Raw genomic sequence first — 21,977 nt, 5'->3', positions numbered from 1 at the left:
AAACTTCAGATTTCGTTAACCATAAGAATCAACGGGACTTTGGCCATAAACGTTCGCTATTCGTTCGTGGAGCCCGGCGAATCGGCTAGAAGGGTCGGCATGAACGAGATCATCTTCGTGCTCGGCGACTGGCCGGTGCGCACCATCGACGCGCTGATCGGCTTCGGCGCCCTCGTCCTCATCCTGCTGGTGGTGATTGCCGGGGTGATCGCGCGCTCCGGGCGGCGCGGCGCGGAACTCGCGATGGCCAATGCCATCCGTGCCGACGAGCTCGAGGAGCGCCTGAGCGAGGTGCTGCGGGCCCAGAGCGAGGCTTCGGGCCGGGTCGACGCCATGACCCAGGCGCTGGCCGGCCGCCAGGCCGAGATGGCACGGGCGGTCAACGAGCGGCTGGATTCGGTGACGCATCGCGTCGGCCAGTCCATGGAACACTCCACCCGCAACACCATGGAGAGCCTGCGCGCGCTGCATGAGCGGCTCGGTATCATCGACAGCGCGCACAAGAACCTCTCCGACCTCACCACCCAGGTGACGACCCTGCGCGACGTGCTCGCTAACAAGCAGTCGCGCGGCGCCTTTGGCCAGGCGCGGATGGAGGCGATTGTCCAGGACGGTCTTCCAAAAGGGTCCTACGAGTTCCAGTTCACGCTCTCGACCGGCAAGCGGCCCGATTGCGTCGTGTTCCTGCCCGACCAGCGCCCGCTCTGCATCGATGCAAAATTTCCGCTGGAGGCGGTGACGGCCCTGCACGATGCCCGTACGGACGAAGAGCGGCGGATTGCCACGCAGCGGTTACGCGGCGACGTGATGAAGCACGTCAGCGACATCGCCGAAAAATACCTCGTTGCCGGCGAGACCCAGGAGATGGCGCTGATGTTCGTGCCGTCGGAATCGGTCTATGCCGAGATCCATGACGGCTTTGACGACGTGATCCAGAAAGCGTACCGCGCTCGCGTGGTGCTGGTGTCGCCGTCGCTTTTGATGCTCGCGATCCAGGTGATGCAGCAGATCATGAAGGACGCGCGCATGCGCGACGCCGCCGACCAGATCCGCACGGAGGTTATCAAGCTCGGCGACGATCTGGGCCGTCTGCGCGACCGGGTGCTGAAGCTGCAAAAGCATTTCTCCGACGTCAACGAGGACGTCCGCCAGGTTCTGATCTCCGCCGACAAGATCGAGAAGCGCGCCGGACGTATCGAGGAACTCGATTTCAGCAAGAGCGATGCGGCCGATGCCCCGCGGCTGGTCGCGACGGGCGCGGGTGAGTTGTTCCCGAGGAAGCTGCAGGCAGGGGAGTGAGATTAAGGTACACGGTCATGCCCCGCGCAGGCGGGGCCTCCAGTACGCCGCGGCGATCGTGGTTGAGCCGAGGCGCTGGTGATTACTGGATCGTCCGCCTTCGCGGACGATGACAGCGAGGGATGGAGAGAGCTTCCGCCCACCGAGCTCCGCCAGAGTCTTTTCGGCCAGAATCTGCTAACACCTGCGCATGACCGCACCCGACGCGACCTCCTCCGCCGGCGCTGCCGCCTCCTGGCGTGACAGCCTTGCCGTGTACCTGCAACCGCGGGTGCTGATCGTGCTGTTCCTCGGCTTCTCATCCGGCCTGCCGCTGGCGCTGTCGGGCTCGACGCTGCTGGTGTGGATGCGCGAGGCCGGAGTCGATCTCAAGACCATCGGGCTGTTTGCGCTGGTCGGCACGCCCTACACGCTGAAATTCTTGTGGGCGCCATTGGTGGATGCGATGCATGTGCCGCTGTTCACCCGCGCCTTCGGGCGGCGGCGTGGCTGGCTCTTGTTCTCGCAGATGCTGCTGATCATCGCCATCCTGCTGCTGGCGCTCACCGATCCCGCGCGCTCGCCGTTCTACGTCGCGCTCGGCGCGCTGCTGGTCGCAACCATGTCCTCGACCCAGGACATCGTGGTCGATGCCTTCCGCGTCGAGAGCTTGCCCGAGAGCGAGCAGGCGGCCGGCATGGCCGCTTATGTCGCGGCCTATCGCATCGGCATGCTGGTCTCGACCGCGGGCGCGCTGTTCATCGTCTCCGGCTTCGAGGGCACCGGCATTAGCCGGCAATCGGCCTGGATGTGGGGCTATGTGGTGATGGCGGCGATGGTGCTGATCGGGACCATCACGGCGCTCCTCGCAACCGAGCCCGAGCAATCGGTGCGGGCGGAAGCTGCGACAAAGGCCGAGACCGCGTTCGCGCGCGTGCTGCGCGCCGCAATCGGGGCGTTCTCGGAATTCCTGTCGCGGAAAGACGCGCTCGCCGCGCTCGCCTTCGTCGTTCTCTTCAAGTTCACCGACGCGTTCTCCGGCACGATGACCGCGCCGTTCGTGATCGACCTCGGCTTTTCCCGCAACGATTATGCGGCGATCGTGAAGGGTGTCGGGCTCGCCGCGACGTTGCTCGGCGGCTTTGCCGGCGGTTTTGTCGCGCGGCGTTATTCGCTCGCGACCAGCCTGTGGATCGGCGGCGTGGTGCAGGCACTCGCCAACCTTTCGTTCTCCTGGCTGGCGTTCGTCGGCACCAGCCAATGGGCGCTCGCCTTCGCCATCACGGCTGAGAACTTCACCAGCGCCATCGGCACCGTGATCTTCGTCGCCTATCTCTCCGCCCTGTGCAAGAACCCGTTGCACACGGCGACGCAATACGCGCTGCTCACCGCGCTCGCGGCGGTGGGGCGAACGTATCTCTCCTCGGGTGCCGGCTTCGTGGCTGATACGACCGGCTGGGCGCTGTTCTTCGTGATCTGCGTGCTGGTGGCGATCCCGAGCCTGGTACTGCTGGCCTGGCTCCAGAAGCGCGGCCATTTCAAGACGCTGGGGCCAGTCAGGGTTTAGGACTCACGTCTCGCCTTCCTCATTGCGAGGAGCTCTTGCGACGAAGCAATCCAGACCGTTTCCGCGGAAGAATTTCTGGATTGCTTCGCTTCGCTCGCAATGACGGCGGAGAAAGCCGCGGCAAGGGGCCAATCGCGAGCCATTCCTACTGCTTCTTGACCAAACTCCACTTGGTGATCACGGCCTCGCTCATCTGGCCGGCATCGCTGGCGCAGGCGATCTCGTCGACCTTGACCGAGATTTCCTTGCCGACGAACGATTTCAGCTGCGCGGCCTGCGCGTCGCTGGAGGTGACGAGCTGGAAGGTTTCGGGGCCCGTCTCGAGATTGCACAGCCCGTTCGGCGGCGGCAGGCGGCGCGGCTCGGAGGTGATCTGGTAGGTCGCAACGCGCTTGCCGTTCTTGACGTCGCGCACCTTCATCGCATTCAACTCGCCGGAGAGCACGTCGCCGGTGTTGATCGGCTTGCCGGGCTTGGACGGCGGCAGCGCCTCGTCGCCCTGCTGCGCGGATATGGCCGGGCTCACCAGCATCATCATCGTCGCAACCAAAGCCGATCGTGTGGCGAAAGGTTTCGTCATGTCGTCCGTTCCGTAAATTCTGGATGGCTAGAACAGAGTACGCTGCCGCATCGCAGCCGATAGCGTACCTTCATCGAGATAATCAAGCTCGCCGCCGACAGGAACTCCATGGGCGAGCCGCGTCACCTTCACATTGGCGTCCTGGAGCAGGTCGGTGATGTAGTGCGCCGTGGTCTGGCCGTCCACAGTTGCATTAAGCGCCAGAATGATCTCGTGCACCTGCGAATCATGCGCGCGCGCCACCAACGCGTCGATGGTGAGGTCCTGCGGGCCGACGCCGTCGAGCGGCGACAATGTCGCGCCGAGCACATGATAACGCCCCTGGGTGGCATTGGCCCGCTCCAGCGCCCAGAGGTCGGCGACGTCGGCCACGACGACGATGATGGAGGGATCGCGCTTCGGATCGATGCAAACGGTGCAGGGATTTTGCGTATCGATGTTGCCGCAGGTCTTGCAGACCTCGACCTTGTCGAGCGCGACCTGGAGGGCCGACGAAAGCGGCATCATCAGCGCTTCGCGCTTCTTGATCAGATGCAGCGCCGCGCGTCGCGCCGAGCGCGGGCCGAGGCCCGGCAGCCGCGCGAGGAGCTGGACCAGCCGCTCGATCTCGGGACCTGCAACGGCGCCCATATTACTGGCCGAACAACCCCGGCGGCAGGCCGAGCCCGCCGGTGAGGGCCTGCATCTTCTCCTGCATCGCAGTCTCCGCCTTGCGGCGGGCATCGCCGAAGGCGGTGACGAGGAGGTCTTCCAGCACCTCGCGCTCGTCCGCCTTCATCAGCGCAGGGTCGATCTTGACGGCCTTGACGTCCATCTTCGCAGTCATGCGCACGGCGACGAGGCCGCCGCCAGAGATGCCTTCGACTTCCACGTTGGCGAGTTGGTCCTGCATCTCCTGCATCTTGGATTGCAGCTGCGCCGCCTGCTTCATCATGCCGAGAAAATCAGCCATCGGTGCTCGTCCTTGGAAAGAATGGCTCAGAGATCATCGTCGCCGTCGGAACCGTCGGGCGGATCGTCACTGCCATAGTCGGCGTTAATATTGGTTTCCGGCACCTCGGGGGCAAGCCTGCGGACCTCGACGACCTTCGCACCGGGGAAACGCGACAGCACCTCCTGCACGCGCGGATCGGCCTCGGCGGTGCGCGCATGCTCCTGCTTCGCGGCCTGGTTCACCGAGCGCAGCGTCGGCTGGCCCTGCTCGTTGGAGACGATCACGGTCCAGCGGCGCCCGGTCCACAGCTCGAACTTTTTCGCGAGCTCGGAGATCATGGTCTTGGAGGCGTTGGGCTCGAGCGCGACTTCCAGCCGGCCCTCCTCGAAACGGACGAGGCGCATGTCGCCTTCGAGCGCGCTCTTGGTCATGATGTCACGCTTCTGCCCGGCCAGCGCGACGAGCTGGGTGAAGCTGGTGACGCGCAGCACCGGCGCTGCACCTTGCGGATCCGACGCGGGGGCCGCCATCTGCGGCCGGGCGCCGGCGCCGAACGAGGATGGCAAGGATGTCGGCATGCGAACCGGCGCAGCAGACGCGACCGGTGCGGAAGGCGCGCTGCGCGTGGCACTGCCGCTGCTCACGACCGGCGAACCGCCGCCGTTCTGCTCCAGCATCCGGATCGCCTCGTCCGGCGTCGGCAGGTCGGCGACATAGGCAATGCGCACCAGCACCATTTCCGCCGCCGCGGCGGGACGCGTCGCGGCCTGCACCTCGGTGATGCCCTTGAGCAGCATCTGCCACATCCTCGACAGCACGCGCATGGAAATCTTGGACGCGAAGTCCCGTGCGCGGACCCGCTCGGTCTCGCCATAGGCGACGTTGTCGGCGGTCGCCGGCACGATCTTCACACGGGTGACGAAATTGACGAACTCGGCGAGGTCCGAGAGCACCACGATGGGATCGGCGCCGACATCGTACTGGTCGCGGAACTCCTTGAAAGCGGCCGCGATGTCGCCGCGCGCCAGTGAATCGAAGAGATCGATGACGCGGGTGCGATCGGCGAGGCCCAGCATCTGCCTGACGGCATCGGCCTTCACGGTGCCAGCCGCATGCGCGATCGCCTGGTCGAGCAGCGACAGCGAATCGCGCACCGAGCCTTCGGCGGCGCGGGCGATGATGCCGAGCGCCTCGGGCTCGATCTCGACGCTTTCCTTGGCCGCGATGTTGGCGAGGTGCTTCATCAGCACGTCGGCCTCGACGCGGCGCAGGTCGAAGCGCTGGCAGCGCGACAGCACGGTCACCGGAACCTTACGAATCTCGGTCGTGGCGAACACGAACTTGGCGTGCTCCGGCGGCTCCTCCAGCGTCTTCAGGAAGGCGCTGAACGCCGCCGTCGACAGCATGTGGACTTCGTCGATGATGTAGACCTTGTAGCGGGCGCTGGCGGGGGCATAGCGCACGCTGTCATTGATCTGGCGGACGTCGTCGACGCCGGTGTGCGAAGCGGCGTCCATCTCCAGCACGTCCATGTGCCGGCTTTCCATGATCGCCTGGCAGTGCACGCCGAGTATCGGCATGTGGATGGTCGGACCCTTCACCGAAGCATCCGGCATCTCGTAGTTGAGCGCACGGGCGAGAATACGCGCGGTGGTCGTCTTGCCGACGCCGCGGACCCCGGTGAGGATCCACGCCTGCGGAATGCGCCCGGTCTCGAATGCGTTGGAGACGGTGCGGACCACAGCCTCCTGGCCGATCAGATCATCGAAAGAGGAAGGGCGGTATTTCCGCGCCAGCACGCGGTAGGGTGTGGGGGCCTGGCTCGCTCTGTCGGGATCGGGAGGGGCGCCAGCGTCGGTCATCGGTCGATCCGCAATGAAATGTCTGTTGGCCGGCTTTTGCGGAAAGGAGCGCGCCGGCGGGGGCCGCCGGCGCAATTCGCTCGAAAAACAGGTAGGAGACTGACGAGCGACCCGATCCGGACCTCGTTAGGGCTGCTTCCTTCCGGACCTGACCCGGTTGGCGAGTGGCTCGTCCACCGCCAATCTCCCGGTCCCTATTTGGGGCCAAAGGAAGCGGAAAGCAAGTCGGCTGTCCACGGACATGGTCTCCCTGTCGGGGCCATCCCCAATCCAGCATACCTGCCGGGTACCGCCAGATCGGATGCCGAGCGTGGTCAGGGCACCTGCCCCGGAACCTCGGCCATGTGCGCAAACTGCTTGCGATATTCGGCCGGCGTCACGCCGACGTGGCGAGCGAAAGCGCGCCGCAACGTATCGGCATCCGCAAATCCACAACGAATCGCCACTTGCTTTGGCGCTTCGTTACCGAACTCAAGCAGCCGCCTCGCGGCGTCGACGCGGGCTTCTTCGACCCAGGTCGCAGGCGTGATGCCTACCTCCGCATGGAACAGCCGCGCCAAATGCCGCGGGCTGAGTTCCATGCGTTTGGCCAGATTCGCAACCCGATGGTCCAGACCAGGATTGGCGGCGACCCAGCGTTGGAGCTCCTGCAATGCCGCACGCCCGGCAGGAACGGCCGCGCCCTTGCGGGTGAATTGCATCTGCCCACCGGGCCGTTTGAAGAACATCACGAGTTGGCTAGCGACTTTCATCGCGGTCTCGCGTCCAAGGTCTTCCTCCACCAGTGCAAGCGCGAGATCGAGCCCTGCGGTCACGCCGGCTGCTGTGCGAAGTTTTCCGTCGATGACGTAGATCGCATCCTTGTCGACCGTGACCGACGGAAATTTACTCGCGAGGGTATCGGCGACTGCCCAATGCGTCGTAACCCGCCGGCCGTCAAGAAGGCCGGCCGCCGCAAGGAAGAATGCGCCGCTGCACACCGACCCGAACCGCCGCGTCCTCGACGCTCGCCGGCGAAGCCAGCCGACCACATTGGCATTCGCGGGGATCTCGGTAGCGTTCGGGCATCCGGCGACCAGCAGGGTGTCGATGGGCTCCTGGAAGTCGCGGTCGATGATTCGGTCCGGCATTAAGCGAACGCCGGAGGAGCTGAGAATCGGGCCCGGCTCGGTCGCAGCCACGAAAAGCGCATAGGCCGCACGGCCGGCCTGCACGTTGGCCTCGGCGAACACGTCGAGCGGCCCGGCGACGTCGAGAAGCTGCACCCCTGGCAGCGCAACGATTACAACAGTCCTCGATTTTGGCTTCCCATTCATGTCCGCCTCGGTGCAGATTTGTCCGTTTTGGACGTATCGCGTCAATTGCAGACAGAATAGCCCAGACTTAGCCTGCCAGCCACCAGAGATTTTCAGGAGAACGTCATGTCGAAAATCAACGAAGCCGCCCAGATTCCCGACAGCACGCTGGCGCGTGCCATTACCGAATATATCCGCGACACCGAGACGGACCTGCTCTTCAACCATTCCAGCCGCGTCTACCATTTCGGGGCGCTGGCAGGCATCCGCCGCGGGCTGAAGTTCGACCGCGAGCTGCTTTACGCCGGCGCCATGTTTCACGATATCGGCCTGATGCCCGGCCATGGCAGCAAGCACGAGCGGTTCGAAGTCGATGGCGCCCATGCGGCGCGCGATTTCCTGCGCAGCCACGGCATCCCGGAAGCGGATGCCTACACGGTCTGGAGCGCGATCGCGCTGCACACCACGCCGGGCATTCCCCAGCACATGCATCCCGTCGTCGCGCTGGTGACCGCTGGCGTCGAAATGGACGTTCTCGGGCTCACCTACGACGAATATCCCGATGAGGAACGCGAGGCCGTGGTGAAGGCATTTCCGCGAACGGCGCACTTCAAGGAAGACATCATCCAGTCGTTCTACGACGGCATCAAGCATCGGCCCCAGACGACGTTCGGCAACGTCAAGGCCGACGTCATCGCCGACAAGGAGCCGCATTTCCATCGCGGCAATTTCTGCAGCGTCATCCGCAACTCCCATTGGCACGGCTGAGCCCTCGGGACCGACATCATGTCGCGGCGCGCCGCCTTGCGCTCACACATCATTGATAGAGAAACCGTTCGATACTGACAAACCGCCCTAGCTCACGCAGCGACGAGCGCGGCGCGCGCTTGTCCAGGACGACGATCGCGTATGCAGTGGCGGCGGAGCCTCAACCTTCCCCTCGCTGACTCCGTATCGTATGGTCGGCTCCAACAAGCCCGAACCCATCGGGCCCATCCGGAACCTCCATGCCCGAACCCGCCTGGTCGCTGCATTCCCGCCTGAAAGAGGACACGATCGACATCGGCGATCTGCCGCTGTCGAAGGTGCTGGTCATCAAGGACGCGCATTATCCCTGGCTGCTGCTGGTGCCGCGGCGGCCCGACGCGATCGAGATCATCGATCTCGACGAGGTGCAGCAGGCGCAGCTGATGACCGAGATCTCCCGCGTCTCGCGCGCGCTGAAGGAGATCACCAAATGCGACAAGCTCAATGTCGCCGCGCTCGGCAACCTCGTGCCGCAGCTTCATGTTCATATCATCGCGCGCCGCACCAGTGATGCGGCCTGGCCGCGGCCGGTGTGGGGCGTGATGCCGCCGCTGGCGCACGACGCCACTGAAGTGCAGAATTTCATCAGCGCGCTCCGCCGCAAGATTTGGTTGGGTTGAAAGAAAAAATGTCAGCATTCAACGCGTTCCCGCTGGGACAGCCGGCCTTCGTCACCAACGTCCTCGACCGTGCCGCGCATCTGCGCCGTGACGACGAAAAGCTGTTCGCGCTGGAGCAGAAGCCGTCATCGCGCGCCTATGTGGTCTATCGCGACTCGCTCCTGGTGAAGCGCGAGGGCGAGAAGGTGCGGGCGCTGCTGGGAATTGACGAGGCAGTGAAATGCGGCGCCAATCCCGGCACGGTCTTTCTGGGGCTGCGCGACGGCGCAGCAATGTTCGGCATGGGGATGTCGCAGGCGGCGGCCGAGAAGCTCGTCGGCCGCGACGACTACACCGTGACCGAGCTGCGCGGCATGGCGATGCAGGGGGCGCTTCCGCCACAGGAGCTGTCGGCGATCGCAATGGCGAAGTCGATGGTAAGCTGGCACCAGCGCCACGGCTATTGCGCCAATTGCGGCGCGCGCACCAGCATGAAGGAAGGCGGCTGGAAGCGCGACTGTCCTGCCTGCAAGGCCGAGCACTTTCCGCGCACCGATCCCGTCGTGATCATGCTGGTCGCCTCCGGCGACAAATGCCTGCTCGGCCGCCAGAAGCAGTTTCCACCCGGCATGTATTCCTGCCTTGCCGGCTTCGTCGAGGCGGCCGAGACCATCGAGGACGCGGTGCGCCGCGAGATCCTGGAAGAGTCCGGGATCCGCTGCACCGACGTGCACTATTACATGACGCAGCCCTGGCCCTATCCGTCGTCGCTGATGATCGGCTGCAGCGCGCGGGCGCTGAACGAGGACATCGTCGTCGATCGCATGGAGCTGGAAGACGCGCGCTGGTTCACGCGCGAGGAGGCTGCGCTGATGCTGGCGCGGACGCACCCCGACGGGCTCGCCGGACCTCATCCCTTCGCGATCGCCCATCACCTGCTCGGCCGCTGGGTGCACGACAAGAGCCGCACCTGAACTGAGAGCGTCCATGACCGCAACGGGACTTGCGCCGGGCATCCTCTGCATCGGCATTCCCGTGCGCGACCTCACCTTCCGCGTCGAACACGTGCCAGCGCGCGGCAGCAAGGCCAATGCGAACCAGCTTGCGGAGATCTGCGGCGGCAACGCGCTCAATGCCGCGATTGCCATTGCGCGACTCGGCGGTCGTGTCGCGTTCGCTGGTCCGATGGGCGATGCGCGGGAGACGTCGAGCAGCTTCATCCTCGAACGGATGGCGCTGGAGGGCATCGACATCAGCCATATCGTTCGCATGCCGGGCCTGGCCACGCCGGTCTCGGCGATCATGATCGAGCCCTCCGGCGAGCGGACCATCACCATCTATCGTGATCCCGCTTTGTGGACCGTAGAACTGCCGGACCTGGACGAATTGCTGGCCGATTGCCGCGCGGTCCTCGTCGAAAGCCGCTGCGCCTCGCTCGCGACTTCCCTCTGCACCGAGACACGGCGGCGCGGCCTTCCCCTCATCGTCGGCGTGGACCGCGCGATGTCGTTGCAGGACGGCCTGCTCACGGCCGCTTCTCATTTGCTGTTCGCCAGCGAACAGGTGCAGGAGACCGCCGGCATCGCCGACGACGGCGAGGCATTGAAGCGCCTCGCCAAGCTGACGCCGGCCTTCCTCGCCGCCACACGCGGTCCCCTCGGCACGATCTGGCTGAACGAGACAGGCGAGCTGAAGGAGACGCCAGCCTTCCCTGTTCATGCGGTGGATACGCTCGGCGCCGGCGACGTCTTCCATGGCGCATTCACGCTGCGCCTCGCCGAGGGTGAGGGGACGCGGGAGGCGCTGCGATTCGCCGCGGCCGCCGCGGCGCTGAAATGCACCCGCCATGGCGGTGGCCTAGCCGCCCCACAACGCGTTGAAGTTGAAGAGCTTTTGAGAAGGCAGCAGGCGGCGATGCCCGGTCAGGCGCCAACATTATAGACTTGCGATAGAATGATTTTCTATGTATCAGGGGAATTCGCCCCTGAAATGGAACAAAGTTCTTCAAATGACCGACCTTGCCGTCCAGATCCCCGAGACCAGCCGCCGCCTCGATGCCATCGACCGCAAGATCCTGATGGTGCTCCAGGAAGATGCCTCCCTCTCCGTCGCCGAGATCGGCGACCGCGTCGGCCTGTCCTCGACCCCCTGCTGGAAGCGCATCCAGCGGCTTGAGGCCGACGGCGTGATCATCAAGCGCGTGGCCCTCGTCGACCAGAACAAGATCGGGCTCGGCATCTCCGTGTTCGTTTCGGTGGAGAGCGCCGATCACTCGGACGCCTGGCTGAAACGGTTCGCCGAAGCCGTCAGCGCCATGCCCGAGGTGATGGAGTTCTATCGCATGGCCGGCGACGTCGATTATATGCTGCGCGTGGTGGTGGCGGACATGCAGGCCTATGACGTGTTCTACAAGAAGCTCATCAGCGCCGTGCCGCTGAAGAACGTCACCTCGCGCTTCGCGATGGAGAAGATCAAGTCGGTCACTGCGCTGCCGATCCCGGCGGTGGTCGCGGCATAGCGCGGCAGCCTCGCGAGGGCTCGGCTTTCTTCTACCAGAGATTTACCCTCGGTTAGCTTCGTGAAGCTATGATCCTCGGAGATGGAGTCGGGGAACGTCCTCAGAAGAAGCTGGCTGCCCGCAGCAGCGTTGCTGCTGGTGAGCTGGGTCGCGGTCGCAGCACTTTCGCTGCAGGCGCGACCGGACGCTGAGGTGGTGGCAGTGGCATTCCCGCCCTGGTGGGACGCCCAGCAGGCGTTGCTGGCCGCCGCATCGGCGAACGCGGCGTTGGTGCGGATGACGGCTGCGCCGGCCGTTCTGGTGCTGCGTCCCGACAGCCACGATGGATTGAAGAAGCTGCACGAGGCGGGGGCCTGGCTGACTCTCGACCCGCAAGCGATCGATGCCTGTTTCACGAACAAGCCATTGGGGACTGGGGAATGACCTTCGAAGGTGATGAACTGGCGGTCCTGCGCGCGAGCACGAGCAAGATCCTGCTCGTGGCGCTCTGGCTGCATGTCCCGCTCGCGGTCGTGGTCGGGGTGATCTTGGGCACCGGGTGGTTGCTACCGGCCATTTTCATGGCCGCGATGGCCTCGGCCGCAAGCATCGCGTGGTCGGCTGGAGGAAACGGACCTTCGACCCAAATGATCGTCGCCGTTGCGCTGATGGGCGGCGTTTCGATGCTGGTGTTCCAGTTCGCCGGTCACCCATGGCAGGTCGACATGCACATGTACTTCTTCGCGGCGCTAGCCTGTCTCGTCGCGTATTGCGACTATCGTCCGATCGTCGCCGGCACGGTTGCAGTCGCTTTGCATCACCTGACGCTGAATTTCGTTCTGCCGGCGGCCATCTACCCCGGCGGCGCGGATCTCGGCCGCGTGGTGCTCCACGCCGTCATCGTTCTGATCGAGGCCGGGGTCCTGATCTGGCTCGCGCATACGGTCACCGGGATCTTCGCAATGGCGGCTCAGAAAACCGTCGAGGCCCAGGCTGCGAGCGCCGCTGAAGCCCGCGCCAACGCAGACCGACAGGAGGCCGCACGCGCCAAACAAAAGCGGGACGACGCCCGTCGCAACCTTGCAGCCGGTTTCGAGCACAGGATCAGCGGTGTCGTCGAAGCAGTGGCGCGCGCTGCGGGCGAGATGCAGGACCTATCCGCATCGATGCGGGGCAGTAACGTCGAAGCGATGCGGCAGAGCACGGCTGCTGCCACGGCTTCGACCTGCGCGACGGCCAATGTAGAGACCGTTGCGGCGGCAACCGAAGAGTTCACGGCTTCGATCAACAGCATCTCCGAGCAGGTGACGCGATCGGCCCAAATCGCCGCGAAAGCCGCTGAGGAAGCGCGTCGGACCAATACGGTTGTCGAAATGCTCGCAACCGGCACGCAAAAGATCGGGGAGGTGGTGACGCTGATCCAGAGTATTGCCAGCCAAACCAACCTGCTGGCCCTGAACGCGACCATCGAAGCGGCGCGAGCCGGTGAGCATGGCCGGGGCTTTGCGGTCGTCGCGAGCGAGGTCAAGGCACTGGCCAATCAGACCGCCAAGGCAACTGAAGAGATCTCCGCCCAGATCCAGGACATCCAGGCGGCCACCGGTGAGGCCGTCGGCGCGATCGAGGCGATCGGCGGCACCATCGCCGAAATCGACCGGATCTCCGGTGAGATTGCCGCTGCGGTCGAGCAGCAAGGCGGAGCGACGCGTGAGATTGCCAACAATTTGCAACAGGCTGCCGACCGGACCAGAGACGTCAACAAGAATATCCTCAGTGTCAGCCGGGCATCGGAAGACGCGAGCAAGGCCACTGACCGGCTGCTAGAGGCAGCCAACGGCTTGTCGTCGCAATCCGATCAGTTGAAATCCGAGGTGAACGGCTTCCTCGGTGCGCTGCAGGCGGCGTGAGCCGCCCGCGCATGGCATAGTCGGCTGCACTCGCCTCGAGTCGGGCCGCCGCGGTACGGCGCGCTTCAGATCTTCTGGTTGTACTCGCCGACCTCGGGATGCGTGCGCAGCACGCTGTTCACCATCTCGAACATGTCGTGCATGCCCTGCTCCGAGACCGGGCTCTCGACCACGACGACGAGTTCGGGCTTGTTGGAGGAAGCGCGCACCAGGCCCCAGCTGCCGTCTTCGACCGTGACGCGCACGCCGTTGACGGTGACGAGATCACGGATCGCCTGGCCGCCGATCTTGGCGCCCTTCGCCTGCAACCCCTCGAAATGCTTCACAACGGCGTCGATGACGCCGTATTTGACCTCGTCGGCGCAGTGCGGCGACATGGTCGGCGACGACCAGGTCTTTGGTAGCGCGTTCTTCAGGTCGGCCATCGACTTGCCCGGCGCGCGGTCGAGCATGTCGCAGATCGCGATCGCCGAGACCAGGCCGTCGTCATAACCGCGGCCGAACGGCTTGTTGAAGAAGAAGTGTCCCGACTTCTCGAAGCCCGCCAGCGCGCCCATCTCGTTAGTGCGGCGCTTCATGTAGGAATGACCGGTCTTCCAATAGGCGACCTTCGCGCCCTGTTTCTGGAGCACGGGATCAGTGACGAACAGGCCGGTCGACTTCACATCGACGACGAACTGCGCGTCCTTGTGGATCGCCGACATGTCGCGCGCCAGCATCACGCCGACCTTGTCGGCAAAGATCTCCTCGCCGGTGTTGTCGACGACACCACAGCGGTCGCCGTCACCGTCGAAGCCGAGGCCGACATCGGCTTTGTGATGCAACACCGCGTCGCGGATCGCGTGCAGCATCTCCATGTCCTCAGGATTTGGATTGTATTTCGGGAAGGTGTGGTCGAGCTCGGTATCGAGCGGGATCACCTCGCAGCCGATCGCCTCCAGCACCTGCGGCGCGAACGCGCCGGCGGTGCCGTTGCCGCAGGCCGCGACGACCTTGAGCTTGCGCGTCAGCTTCGGACGAGAGGTGAGATCGGCGATGTAGCGCGCCGGATAGTTCTCGTGGAACTGATAGGAGCCGCCGGCCTTGTTCTTGAACTCGGCGCCCAGCACGATCTCCTTCAGCCGCGTCATCTCGTCGGGACCGAAGGTCAGCGGGCGGTTGGCGCCCATCTTCACGCCGGTCCAGCCATTGTCGTTGTGCGAGGCCGTCACCATGGCGACGCAGGGCACGTCGAGATCGAATTGCGCGAAATAGGCCATCGGCGTCACGGCAAGACCGATGTCGTGCACCTTGCAGCCCGCCGCCATCAGGCCGGAGATCAGCGCGTATTTGATCGAGGCCGAATAGCCGCGGAAATCATGGCCGGTGACGATCTCCTGCCTGACGCCGAGCTCGGCGAACAACGCGCCCAGGCCCATGCCGAGCGCCTGCACACCCATCAGGTTGATTTCCTTCTGGAACAACCAGCGCGCGTCGTACTCGCGAAAGCCCGTCGGCTTCACCATCGGCTCGGATTCGAAGGCATAGGTGTTGGGCAACAATACGGATTTCGGCTTCGGGAACATTGAGACGGTCTCGTGAAAAGGGGGGGGGGCAGGATTTGCTGCAGCCTTAGCGAATGCCGGACCGCAGCGGAAGGCGGGAATAAAGGCTTATGGCCGATAATTGCGGCAGTTTGGTAACGAAGCGCGCGCGATATAGATGTCTGACCAGAATGGGCTAACGCTGTAGTCGTGCAACCTCCTCTTCAAGGACCTCCCTGAGAGGCGGCAGAGCCCGTTGAACAGTCTCCCACACGAAATGGGCGGCAACGTCCTCATAATTGTGGCGATAGACATTGCTGCGGCTGCCATCTGTTTCCACGCGATCGCCGGGTGCCTCGCCTTCAACTCCTCGGGCAGACGGCGGGATGCTTCTGAAATAATCTCCAGACACCGCGTAACTGCGTAGACGGTCCGCAGATCCGCCGCGAATTCCTCGCGATCAAGACGTCCGGCGAATTCAGCCGCCAAATCGATGTGATGCAAGATGTCTCGCAGTGCCCCGGGGATGCGATCAGAAGGCATAGATAGCGTCGGCCGTTGCGGCGGGAGCGACGTATGATTTCAGGCCGTCACGGTTGACGACGTCAACGGGTTCATCAAAGAGCTTGGCAATATATTCCTTGAGCTCGACGTAATCGAAGACCGTGATCCGCTTATTCGGATCGATCTCGACCATGATATCGACATCGCTGCCGGGATGATTTTCACCCCTCGCCACCGAGCCGAACAACGCGACATGCAAAACGCCCCGCTCGCGCAGGGCAGGCTCGAACTGTCGCAGAATCGCTATCGCATCGGGGCCGTTCATGGATGGAATATAGCACCCCGCCTGCTCCGGTGGGAGAGCCTCTTCGGGCCGCTAAAGCGAACTTACTGCTCGAGCACCATCTGGCCGTTGGCGTATTCGAAGCGCTTGAGGCGGGACAAGAAGGAAAGGCCGAGCAGGTTCTCCGACAGCGCTGCGTCCGGCAGCACCATGGCATCGACGTCACGCACGACGAGGCCGCCGACCTCCAGCATGGCGATGCGGGTGCGCGCGGCCTTGATGGTGCCGTTGGCAGTGGAGACGGTCGCGTTGTATTCGCTGCGCGAGGGACGCAGACCGAAGCGGGCGGCCGAGGTCTCGTTCAGCGCAACGACGGACGCGCCGGTGTCGACCATGAAGCCGATACGCTGGCCTTCGATCCGGCCCTCTGCCTGGAAATGACCGCGGCCGTCGCGAGAGATGGCGAGGCTGCGGCCGCCGGCCGGCGCGGAGGAAGCGACTGCCACCGTCGTGCGCGGCACCGAGGTGGCGGAGGCGGAGCTCATCTTGTCCGCCATCTGCGCCATGAAGGTGCCGAGGCCGATCATGACAGCCGCGAAGATCACTATGTTACGCATCACATCACTTCCGAGCCGGAAAGCTCGATTTCACCACGCGGCACGCCCGTCCGCGAGCGAAGCCACGGCTGGACCGATGCCATTTTGACGAAAAGGATGAGCGGACGGTTAATGCGGCCGCCTGACCTCTCCCCGCCTGCGGCAGGGCAATCGCATATGGCTTTTGGCGACGAGTGAGCGCGCGCCTTGTCCTTCGAGACGACCGCTCCGCGGTCTCCTCAGGATGAGGCTAAGCGGCATCGGTGCTCGTTGAAACTGCTGCCGTACACTCCGTCCTGATCCTGAGGGCCCGCCAAAGGCGGGCGTCTCGAAGGATGGCCCAAGGCGAACAATCTTCAACTGCGATAGCCCTGCCGCCTGCGGAAGAGGGAGAAGACATCTCACGTCCCACGCGGCTTCGCCCGCCTTGTCGGCAGCGCGCTGGCCGGATCATCCGGCCAGGGATGGCGCGGGTAGCGGCCGCGCAGGTCGGAGCGTACCGCATTGTAGCTGCCGCGCCAGAAGCCGGGAAGGTCGCGCGTCACCTGCACCGGGCGCTGCGCCGGTGACAGCAATTCCAGCACCAACGGCACCTTGCCGGCGGCGATCGAGGGATGGGTTTTGAGGCCGAACAATTCCTGCAGCCGCACCGCGATGGTCGGCCCTTGCTCGGCCTCGTAATCGATTGCCAGCATGGTGCCAGTTGGCGCCTCGAAATGTGTTGGCGCCTCGCGGTCGAGCCGCGTGCGCATGTCCCACGGCAGCAGCGCCATCAGCGCATCGGAGAGATCGCCGGCGGAAACATCCTTGAGCGCGGTCTTGTCATAGAGCGCCGGCACCAGCCATTCGTCGCGCCGCGCGACCAATCCATCGTCCGACAGGTCAGGCCAGCTCTCGCCCTCGGCCTTGCGCAGGAACATCACCCGATCGCGCCACTGCTTGGCGGCTTTTGACCAGGGCAGCCGGTCGAGGCCGGCGGCGATCAGGCCATCCGCGAAGATGCGCGCCGTTTCCTCCGCGGGCGACACGGCAAGCGTCGCCTCGGAGAGCGTGATCGCGTGCAGCGCGCGCTTGCGCCGCGCCCGCAACGCCATCGCGCCGCGATCGAAGAATATCTCGTCGGTGCTCTCGATATGCGAAGCGAAATGCCGCTCGATCTCGTCCTGCGTGATCTGCGCGGCAAGCAGAATGCGTCCGCTCGCCGCCGTTCCCGTCATTTCGCCGATTGCGATGTAAGGCGCGCGGGCCAGCGAAGAGGTCTGCTCGACGGAAGCGCCGCGGCCGTTGGCCAGCACGAAACTGCCATTGCCACGGTTGCGCGCGACACGATCCGGAAAGGCATAGGCGAGCATCAGGCCGGTCGAAAGTTCCTCCTGCTGCCCCGCTGTCTCCGATGCCGCCACCTGCGAGGCCCAGCGCCGCGCCAGGTCGCGCGCGCTCGCGGCACGCGGCGAGCGGTCGCGGCGGAACTGGTCGCGCCGGTGCTCGAGATCGACGCTGTCGCCGCCGAGCCCACGCTCGGTGATGATGGCCGCGATCTCGGCAGCCGCCTCGCCGCTGCCGGCGCGATGCGAATCCACGATCATGCGCGCCAGCCGCGGCGGCAGCGCCAGCGCGCGCAGGCTCCTGCCCTCCGCGGTGATGCGGCCGTCGCCATCGAGCGCGTTGAGCTCCAAGAGCAGGCTCTTGGCTTCCTTCCAGGCCGGCTGCGGCGGCGGATCGAGGAACGACAGCGCTGCAGGATCGGCAACGCCCCATTGCGCGAGATCGAGCACCAGCGACGACAGATCGGCGCTGAGGATTTCCGGCTGGGTATAAGGCGCGAGCGAAGCCGTCTGCGGCTCGTCCCAGAGGCGGTAGCAAACGCCGGGCTCGGTGCGGCCGGCGCGGCCGCGGCGCTGGTCCACCGCCGCGCGCGAGGCGCGCACGGTCTCGAGCCGGGTCAGCCCGATGTCGGGCTCGTAGCGCGGCACGCGGGCGAGACCGGAATCGACGACGATACGCACGCCCTCGATGGTGAGCGAGGTCTCGGCGATCGATGTCGCCAGCACCACCTTGCGTATGCCCTTGGGCGCCGGCGCGATGGCGCGGTCCTGCACGGCGGCATCGAGCGCACCGAACAGCGGCACGATCTCGATCGAAGCGTCCTGCACGCGTTCGGCGAGAAAGCTCTGAGTGCGGCGGATTTCGGCGGCGCCGGGGAAGAACGCCAGCACCGAACCGCTATCGGCGCGCAGTGCCGATGCGATCGCGTCGGCCATCTGCCGCTCTAGCGGCGCGTCCGCTTTGCGGCCGAGATAGCGGGTCTCGACCGGAAAGGCGCGGCCCTCGCTCTCGACGACGGGCGCCTCGCCGAGCAATCTTGCCACGCGCGCGCCATCGAGCGTGGCCGACATCACGAGGATACGGAGATCCTCGCGCAGGCCGGTTTGCGCATCGCGCGCCAGCGCCAGGCCCATGTCGGCATCGAGCGAGCGTTCGTGGAATTCGTCGAACAGGATCGCGGCAACGCCCGAAAGCTCGGGGTCATCGAGGATCTGACGGGTGAAGATGCCTTCGGTCACGACTTCGATGCGCGTGGCGCGCGAGATCTTGGAGCCAAAGCGGACCCGATAGCCGACGGTCTCGCCAGCGCGCTCGCCAAGCGATTTGGCCATGCGGTCGGCACTAGCGCGGGCGGCGATGCGGCGCGGCTCCAGCACGATGATCTTCTTATCCTTGGCCCAGGGCGCATCCAGCAGCGCCAGCGGCACCCGCGTGGTCTTGCCCGCACCCGGCGGCGCCACCAGCACGGCCGCGTTATGCGCCTCCAGCGTGCGCGAGAGGTCATCGAGCACGGCATCGATCGGGAGGGGCGTGTCGAAGCTGCGGGGCAAGTATCTATCCGTTCGTCGTGCCCGGGGGTTGGTCCCGTGCATCCACATCATTGGACTAGAAAACAGACGTGGATGGCCGGGACCCGGCTCCGCGAATGCTTCGCCGGGCTTACAGAATCGGGCCGACGAAGCCTAGGCGAAGACGGCAAGCCCAGCCATGACGGAATTATTTGGCGGCAGATCGTCAGCCCTGAACCGACGGGCGGCCGATGCTCTCGTACACGAAGCCGGCGGCTTCCATGTCCTCGGGGCGGTAGATGTTGCGGAGATCGACGACCACGGGCTTTGCCATGGTCGCCTTCAGCCGGTCGAGATCGAGCGCGCGGAACTGCACCCATTCGGTGACGATGACGAGCGCATCGGCGCCTTGCGCGCAGGAATAGGCATCCTCGCAATAGGTGATGTTGGGCAGCTCACTCTTGGCCTGCTCCATGCCGACGGGATCGAACGCCTTGACGCTCGCGCCCATGTCGATCAGGCCGGTGACCAGCGGGATCGAGGGCGCATCGCGCATGTCGTCGGTATCAGGCTTGAAGGTGAGGCCGAGCACCGCGATGGTCTTGCCGCGCAGCGAGCCGCCGAGCGCCTGGCTCACTTTGCGCGCCATCGCGCGCTTGCGGTTCTCGTTGACCGCGAGCACGGATTCGACGATGCGCAGGGACACGTCATAGTCCTGCGCGATCTTGATCAGCGCCTTGGTGTCCTTCGGAAAGCACGAGCCGCCGAAGCCGGGGCCAGCATGCAGGAATTTGGTGCCGATGCGGTTGTCCAGGCCAATGCCGCGCGCGACCTCCTGGACGTTGGCGCCGGCCCTTTCCGACAGATCGGCGATCTCGTTGATGAACGTGATCTTGGTCGCCAGGAACGCGTTGGCGGCGTATTTGATCATCTCGGCGGTGCGGCGCGCAGTGAACATCAACGGCGCCTGGTTCAGCGATAGCGGGCGGTAGATGTCGCCCATCAGCTTGCGGCCACGCTCGTCGGAGGTACCGACTACGACGCGGTCGGGGAATTTGAAGTCGCGGATCGCCGCGCCTTCGCGCAGGAATTCGGGGTTGGAGGCGACCACGACGTCGGCTGACGGATTGGCCTCGCGGATGATGCGCTCGACTTCATCGCCGGTGCCGACCGGAACGGTCGACTTCGTCACCACGACGGTGAAGCCGGTGAGCGACTGCGCGATCTCACGAGCGGCGGCGTAGACGTAGGAAAGGTCAGCGTGCCCATCACCACGACGCGAGGGCGTGCCGACCGCGATGAACACGGCATCGGCCTCCGCGACCGGTTTGGACAGATCGGTGGTGAAGTCCAACCGCTTGGCTTTCACATTGTTCGCCACCAGCTCGTCCAGCCCGGGCTCGTAAATTGGGATTTCGCCGCGATGAAGCGCCGCGATCTTCTTCTCGTCCTTGTCGACGCAGGTGACGTCGTGACCGAAATCCGCAAAGCAGGCCCCGGACACCAATCCCACATAGCCCGTGCCGATCATCGCGATGCGCATGAAAATCCCTGTCTTAGATTGGTTAATGAAACCCCGACGCGGGGCGGTTTAGCATTTTCCCGAGGCGAGGGAAGAGTCCGCATGCAAAAAAGCGGCACGGGAATTGAACCGGTAAAGAAGTCTGAAACCGCAAGGCGCCACACTGCCCCGCTGACAGACGGAGAGCGGCGGAACACGCCTCAAAAAGGGACACCATGGCACGATCAGGCACAATCGCTGCAGGCGGCCGTTCCAAGCCCCCTTCTGCCGCGCGTGTCGACTGGGTCGACTACGCCAAGGGCATCTGCATCGTCATGGTGGTGATGATGCATTCGGTGCTCGGGGTTGAGCTCGCCGCTGGCCAGACAGGCTTCATGCATGTCGCCGTCGCCTTCGCAAAGCCGTTCCGGATGCCGGATTTCTTCCTGATTTCGGGCCTGTTCCTGGCCCTGGTGATCGATCGGGACTGGCGAACCTATCTCGACCGCAAGGTGGTGCATTTCGCCTATTTCTATGTCGTCTGGGTGACAATCCAGTTCGGCTTCAAGGCGCCGGCCTTCGCGGCGGAAACGAGCTGGCGCGAGGTTGGCCTCTTGTACCTCGAATCCTTCATCGAGCCGTTCGGCACGCTCTGGTTCATCTATCTCCTGCCGATCTTCTTCGTCGTCACGAAACTGACACGCAAAATCCCGCCGCTCGCGATCTGGCTCGCCGCCGCGGCACTGGAGACGGCACGCATCACGACCGGCTGGACCGTCATCGACGAGTTCTGCGCGCGCTTTGTCTATTTCTATTCGGGCTATCTGTTCGCGCCTCACGTGTTCGCGCTGTCGGATCGCGCCCGCAGCCATCCCATCCTTGCGCTTGCAGCGCTCGCGAGCTGGGCCTTGGTCAATGCCGGCCTCGTCGGGCATGGGGCCAGCGAATGGAAGATCGTCTCGCTCGTGCTCGGCTTCGCCGGCGCTTGCGCCATCATCACGATCGGCACGCTGCTCGCGCGCGCGCAGTGGCTGAACTTTCTCCGCTTCTGCGGCGAGCATTCGATCGTGATCTATCTCGCCTTCTTCCTGCCGATGGCGGCGACGCGGACGCTGCTGCTGCGCACGGGCGTCATTGGCGACATCGGCACGGTGTCGCTGATCGTCACGGTTCTCGGCGTGCTCGGGGCACTCGCGATCTGGCAGTTTGCGCTGCGGCTCCATGCGCACTTCCTGTTCGAGCGGCCCGATGCGTTCTGGCTCGCGCCGAAGAAAAAAGCCGGGGCGGTGTTGCAGGCGGCGGAATAGCGGTCATGCCACGCGGGGGCGGGGCATCCAGTATTCCACAGGCATCAGTCGGATACGGAAAAGCCGCGGCGCACTGGATTGCATGATTGTGTCGCCATCCTCC

The 21,977-nt window shown here is 64.8% G+C and carries 21 protein-coding genes and 1 other RNA gene; 10 read left to right on the top strand and 12 right to left on the bottom strand.

What is annotated here, in order from left to right; translation table 11 throughout:
* Positions 1-99: 99 nt before the first annotated feature.
* Together rmuC and IVA92_RS16570 are read left to right on the top strand one after the other, a co-directional pair.
* Entirely contained in the window at positions 100-1,299 is a 1,200-nt protein-coding gene (gene rmuC, locus IVA92_RS16575; RefSeq protein ID WP_247276427.1) for a DNA recombination protein RmuC, read from the top strand.
* 190 nt (positions 1,300-1,489) lie between these two features.
* On the top strand, positions 1,490-2,845 hold the full coding sequence (locus IVA92_RS16570; protein ID WP_247276426.1) for an MFS transporter: 1,356 nt from the start codon (positions 1,490-1,492) through the stop codon (positions 2,843-2,845).
* 145 nt (positions 2,846-2,990) lie between these two features.
* Here IVA92_RS16570 and IVA92_RS16565 read toward each other — a convergent pair whose 3' ends face one another.
* From IVA92_RS16565 to IVA92_RS16540, 6 genes are all read right to left on the bottom strand, one after another.
* Positions 2,991-3,425, bottom strand: a complete 435-nt coding sequence (locus IVA92_RS16565; protein WP_247276425.1) for a hypothetical protein — start codon at positions 3,423-3,425, stop codon at positions 2,991-2,993.
* 27 nt (positions 3,426-3,452) lie between these two features.
* Positions 3,453-4,055 (bottom strand): recombination mediator RecR, encoded by a 603-nt coding sequence (recR, locus tag IVA92_RS16560; RefSeq protein ID WP_247276424.1) that lies wholly within the window; start codon positions 4,053-4,055, stop codon positions 3,453-3,455.
* Position 4,056: 1 nt separating this feature from the next.
* Positions 4,057-4,377 carry a YbaB/EbfC family nucleoid-associated protein gene (locus IVA92_RS16555; RefSeq protein ID WP_247276423.1) on the bottom strand — a complete coding sequence of 107 codons (321 nt, stop codon included), beginning with the start codon at positions 4,375-4,377 and terminating at the stop codon, positions 4,057-4,059.
* A 26-nt stretch (positions 4,378-4,403) separates the two neighbouring features.
* Entirely contained in the window at positions 4,404-6,221 is a 1,818-nt protein-coding gene (locus tag IVA92_RS16550) for a DNA polymerase III subunit gamma/tau (RefSeq protein WP_247276422.1), read from the bottom strand.
* A gap of 91 nt (positions 6,222-6,312) precedes the next feature.
* Positions 6,313-6,409, bottom strand: an RNA gene (gene ffs, locus IVA92_RS16545) — signal recognition particle sRNA small type.
* 126 nt (positions 6,410-6,535) lie between these two features.
* Positions 6,536-7,537: a GlxA family transcriptional regulator gene (locus tag IVA92_RS16540; protein WP_247276447.1), complete on the bottom strand. Its 1,002-nt coding sequence runs from the start codon at positions 7,535-7,537 to the stop codon at positions 6,536-6,538.
* A gap of 105 nt (positions 7,538-7,642) precedes the next feature.
* On the opposite strand from IVA92_RS16540, the gene IVA92_RS16535 reads away from it, so the two are divergent.
* The 7 genes from IVA92_RS16535 (at position 7,643) to IVA92_RS16505 (ending at position 13,326) form a co-directional block, all read left to right on the top strand.
* Entirely contained in the window at positions 7,643-8,284 is a 642-nt protein-coding gene (locus tag IVA92_RS16535; RefSeq protein ID WP_247276421.1) for an HD domain-containing protein, read from the top strand.
* 239 nt (positions 8,285-8,523) lie between these two features.
* Positions 8,524-8,943: an HIT family protein gene (locus IVA92_RS16530; RefSeq protein ID WP_247276420.1), complete on the top strand. Its 420-nt coding sequence runs from the start codon at positions 8,524-8,526 to the stop codon at positions 8,941-8,943.
* A gap of 8 nt (positions 8,944-8,951) precedes the next feature.
* Positions 8,952-9,896 (top strand): NAD(+) diphosphatase, encoded by a 945-nt coding sequence (nudC, locus tag IVA92_RS16525; RefSeq protein ID WP_247276419.1) that lies wholly within the window; start codon positions 8,952-8,954, stop codon positions 9,894-9,896.
* A gap of 13 nt (positions 9,897-9,909) precedes the next feature.
* Positions 9,910-10,863 carry a sugar kinase gene (locus tag IVA92_RS16520; RefSeq protein ID WP_247276418.1) on the top strand — a complete coding sequence of 318 codons (954 nt, stop codon included), beginning with the start codon at positions 9,910-9,912 and terminating at the stop codon, positions 10,861-10,863.
* 67 nt (positions 10,864-10,930) lie between these two features.
* The gene (locus IVA92_RS16515; RefSeq protein WP_247276417.1) at positions 10,931-11,440 is read left to right on the top strand and encodes an Lrp/AsnC family transcriptional regulator; all 510 of its coding nucleotides are present in this window, start codon (positions 10,931-10,933) and stop codon (positions 11,438-11,440) included.
* 81 nt (positions 11,441-11,521) lie between these two features.
* Positions 11,522-11,863, top strand: coding sequence for a hypothetical protein (locus IVA92_RS16510; protein ID WP_247276416.1), 342 nt, complete (start codon positions 11,522-11,524; stop codon positions 11,861-11,863).
* Positions 11,860-13,326, top strand: coding sequence for a methyl-accepting chemotaxis protein (locus IVA92_RS16505; RefSeq protein ID WP_247276415.1), 1,467 nt, complete (start codon positions 11,860-11,862; stop codon positions 13,324-13,326). The genes IVA92_RS16510 and IVA92_RS16505 overlap by 4 nt, the downstream gene beginning before the upstream one ends.
* Before the next feature lie 65 nt (positions 13,327-13,391).
* On the opposite strand, the gene IVA92_RS16500 is transcribed toward IVA92_RS16505, so the two are convergent.
* From IVA92_RS16500 to IVA92_RS16475, 6 genes are all read right to left on the bottom strand, one after another.
* On the bottom strand, positions 13,392-14,891 hold the full coding sequence (locus IVA92_RS16500; RefSeq protein WP_247276414.1) for a phosphomannomutase/phosphoglucomutase: 1,500 nt from the start codon (positions 14,889-14,891) through the stop codon (positions 13,392-13,394).
* An 87-nt stretch (positions 14,892-14,978) separates the two neighbouring features.
* On the bottom strand, positions 14,979-15,392 hold the full coding sequence (locus tag IVA92_RS16495; protein WP_346015471.1) for a HepT-like ribonuclease domain-containing protein: 414 nt from the start codon (positions 15,390-15,392) through the stop codon (positions 14,979-14,981).
* Entirely contained in the window at positions 15,382-15,678 is a 297-nt protein-coding gene (locus IVA92_RS16490; protein WP_247276413.1) for a nucleotidyltransferase family protein, read from the bottom strand. Before IVA92_RS16490 ends, IVA92_RS16495 begins: the two co-directional genes overlap by 11 nt.
* Positions 15,679-15,740: 62 nt before the next feature.
* Positions 15,741-16,253 carry a TIGR02281 family clan AA aspartic protease gene (locus IVA92_RS16485; protein ID WP_247276412.1) on the bottom strand — a complete coding sequence of 171 codons (513 nt, stop codon included), beginning with the start codon at positions 16,251-16,253 and terminating at the stop codon, positions 15,741-15,743.
* A 380-nt stretch (positions 16,254-16,633) separates the two neighbouring features.
* Positions 16,634-19,108, bottom strand: a complete 2,475-nt coding sequence (gene hrpB, locus IVA92_RS16480) for an ATP-dependent helicase HrpB (RefSeq protein ID WP_247276411.1) — start codon at positions 19,106-19,108, stop codon at positions 16,634-16,636.
* A gap of 184 nt (positions 19,109-19,292) precedes the next feature.
* Positions 19,293-20,609: a UDP-glucose/GDP-mannose dehydrogenase family protein gene (locus IVA92_RS16475; RefSeq protein ID WP_247276410.1), complete on the bottom strand. Its 1,317-nt coding sequence runs from the start codon at positions 20,607-20,609 to the stop codon at positions 19,293-19,295.
* Positions 20,610-20,803: 194 nt separating this feature from the next.
* On the opposite strand from IVA92_RS16475, the gene IVA92_RS16470 reads away from it, so the two are divergent.
* Positions 20,804-21,874 carry an acyltransferase family protein gene (locus tag IVA92_RS16470; protein ID WP_247276409.1) on the top strand — a complete coding sequence of 357 codons (1,071 nt, stop codon included), beginning with the start codon at positions 20,804-20,806 and terminating at the stop codon, positions 21,872-21,874.
* Positions 21,875-21,977: the final 103 nt, after the last annotated feature.

This window comes from Bradyrhizobium sp. 154 (assembly GCF_023073875.1).
Classification (GTDB): domain Bacteria; phylum Pseudomonadota; class Alphaproteobacteria; order Rhizobiales; family Xanthobacteraceae; genus Bradyrhizobium.
The sequence above is the reverse complement of the archived record's forward strand: the minus strand, read 5'-3'. Positions and strand labels throughout refer to the sequence as shown.

Bases quoted from the DNA above. Each gene is read 5' to 3' on its own strand.
- IVA92_RS16535 (WP_247276421.1), top strand. From the start codon at position 7,643: ATGTCGAAAATCAACGAAGCCGCCCAGATTCCCGACAGCACGCTGGCG.
- IVA92_RS16475 (WP_247276410.1), bottom strand. From the start codon at position 20,609: ATGCGCATCGCGATGATCGGCACGGGCTATGTGGGATTGGTGTCCGGG.
- IVA92_RS16470 (WP_247276409.1), top strand. From the start codon at position 20,804: ATGGCACGATCAGGCACAATCGCTGCAGGCGGCCGTTCCAAGCCCCCT.
- IVA92_RS16555 (WP_247276423.1), bottom strand. From the start codon at position 4,377: ATGGCTGATTTTCTCGGCATGATGAAGCAGGCGGCGCAGCTGCAATCC.
- nudC (WP_247276419.1), top strand. From the start codon at position 8,952: ATGTCAGCATTCAACGCGTTCCCGCTGGGACAGCCGGCCTTCGTCACC.
- IVA92_RS16565 (WP_247276425.1), bottom strand. From the start codon at position 3,425: ATGACGAAACCTTTCGCCACACGATCGGCTTTGGTTGCGACGATGATG.
- IVA92_RS16505 (WP_247276415.1), top strand. From the start codon at position 11,860: ATGACCTTCGAAGGTGATGAACTGGCGGTCCTGCGCGCGAGCACGAGC.
- IVA92_RS16485 (WP_247276412.1), bottom strand. From the start codon at position 16,253: ATGCGTAACATAGTGATCTTCGCGGCTGTCATGATCGGCCTCGGCACC.
- IVA92_RS16570 (WP_247276426.1), top strand. From the start codon at position 1,490: ATGACCGCACCCGACGCGACCTCCTCCGCCGGCGCTGCCGCCTCCTGG.
- IVA92_RS16540 (WP_247276447.1), bottom strand. From the start codon at position 7,537: ATGAATGGGAAGCCAAAATCGAGGACTGTTGTAATCGTTGCGCTGCCA.
- IVA92_RS16490 (WP_247276413.1), bottom strand. From the start codon at position 15,678: ATGAACGGCCCCGATGCGATAGCGATTCTGCGACAGTTCGAGCCTGCC.
- IVA92_RS16520 (WP_247276418.1), top strand. From the start codon at position 9,910: ATGACCGCAACGGGACTTGCGCCGGGCATCCTCTGCATCGGCATTCCC.
- IVA92_RS16515 (WP_247276417.1), top strand. From the start codon at position 10,931: ATGACCGACCTTGCCGTCCAGATCCCCGAGACCAGCCGCCGCCTCGAT.
- IVA92_RS16530 (WP_247276420.1), top strand. From the start codon at position 8,524: ATGCCCGAACCCGCCTGGTCGCTGCATTCCCGCCTGAAAGAGGACACG.
- IVA92_RS16500 (WP_247276414.1), bottom strand. From the start codon at position 14,891: ATGTTCCCGAAGCCGAAATCCGTATTGTTGCCCAACACCTATGCCTTC.
- rmuC (WP_247276427.1), top strand. From the start codon at position 100: ATGAACGAGATCATCTTCGTGCTCGGCGACTGGCCGGTGCGCACCATC.
- IVA92_RS16550 (WP_247276422.1), bottom strand. From the start codon at position 6,221: ATGACCGACGCTGGCGCCCCTCCCGATCCCGACAGAGCGAGCCAGGCC.
- IVA92_RS16510 (WP_247276416.1), top strand. From the start codon at position 11,522: ATGGAGTCGGGGAACGTCCTCAGAAGAAGCTGGCTGCCCGCAGCAGCG.
- IVA92_RS16495 (WP_346015471.1), bottom strand. From the start codon at position 15,392: ATGCCTTCTGATCGCATCCCCGGGGCACTGCGAGACATCTTGCATCAC.
- recR (WP_247276424.1), bottom strand. From the start codon at position 4,055: ATGGGCGCCGTTGCAGGTCCCGAGATCGAGCGGCTGGTCCAGCTCCTC.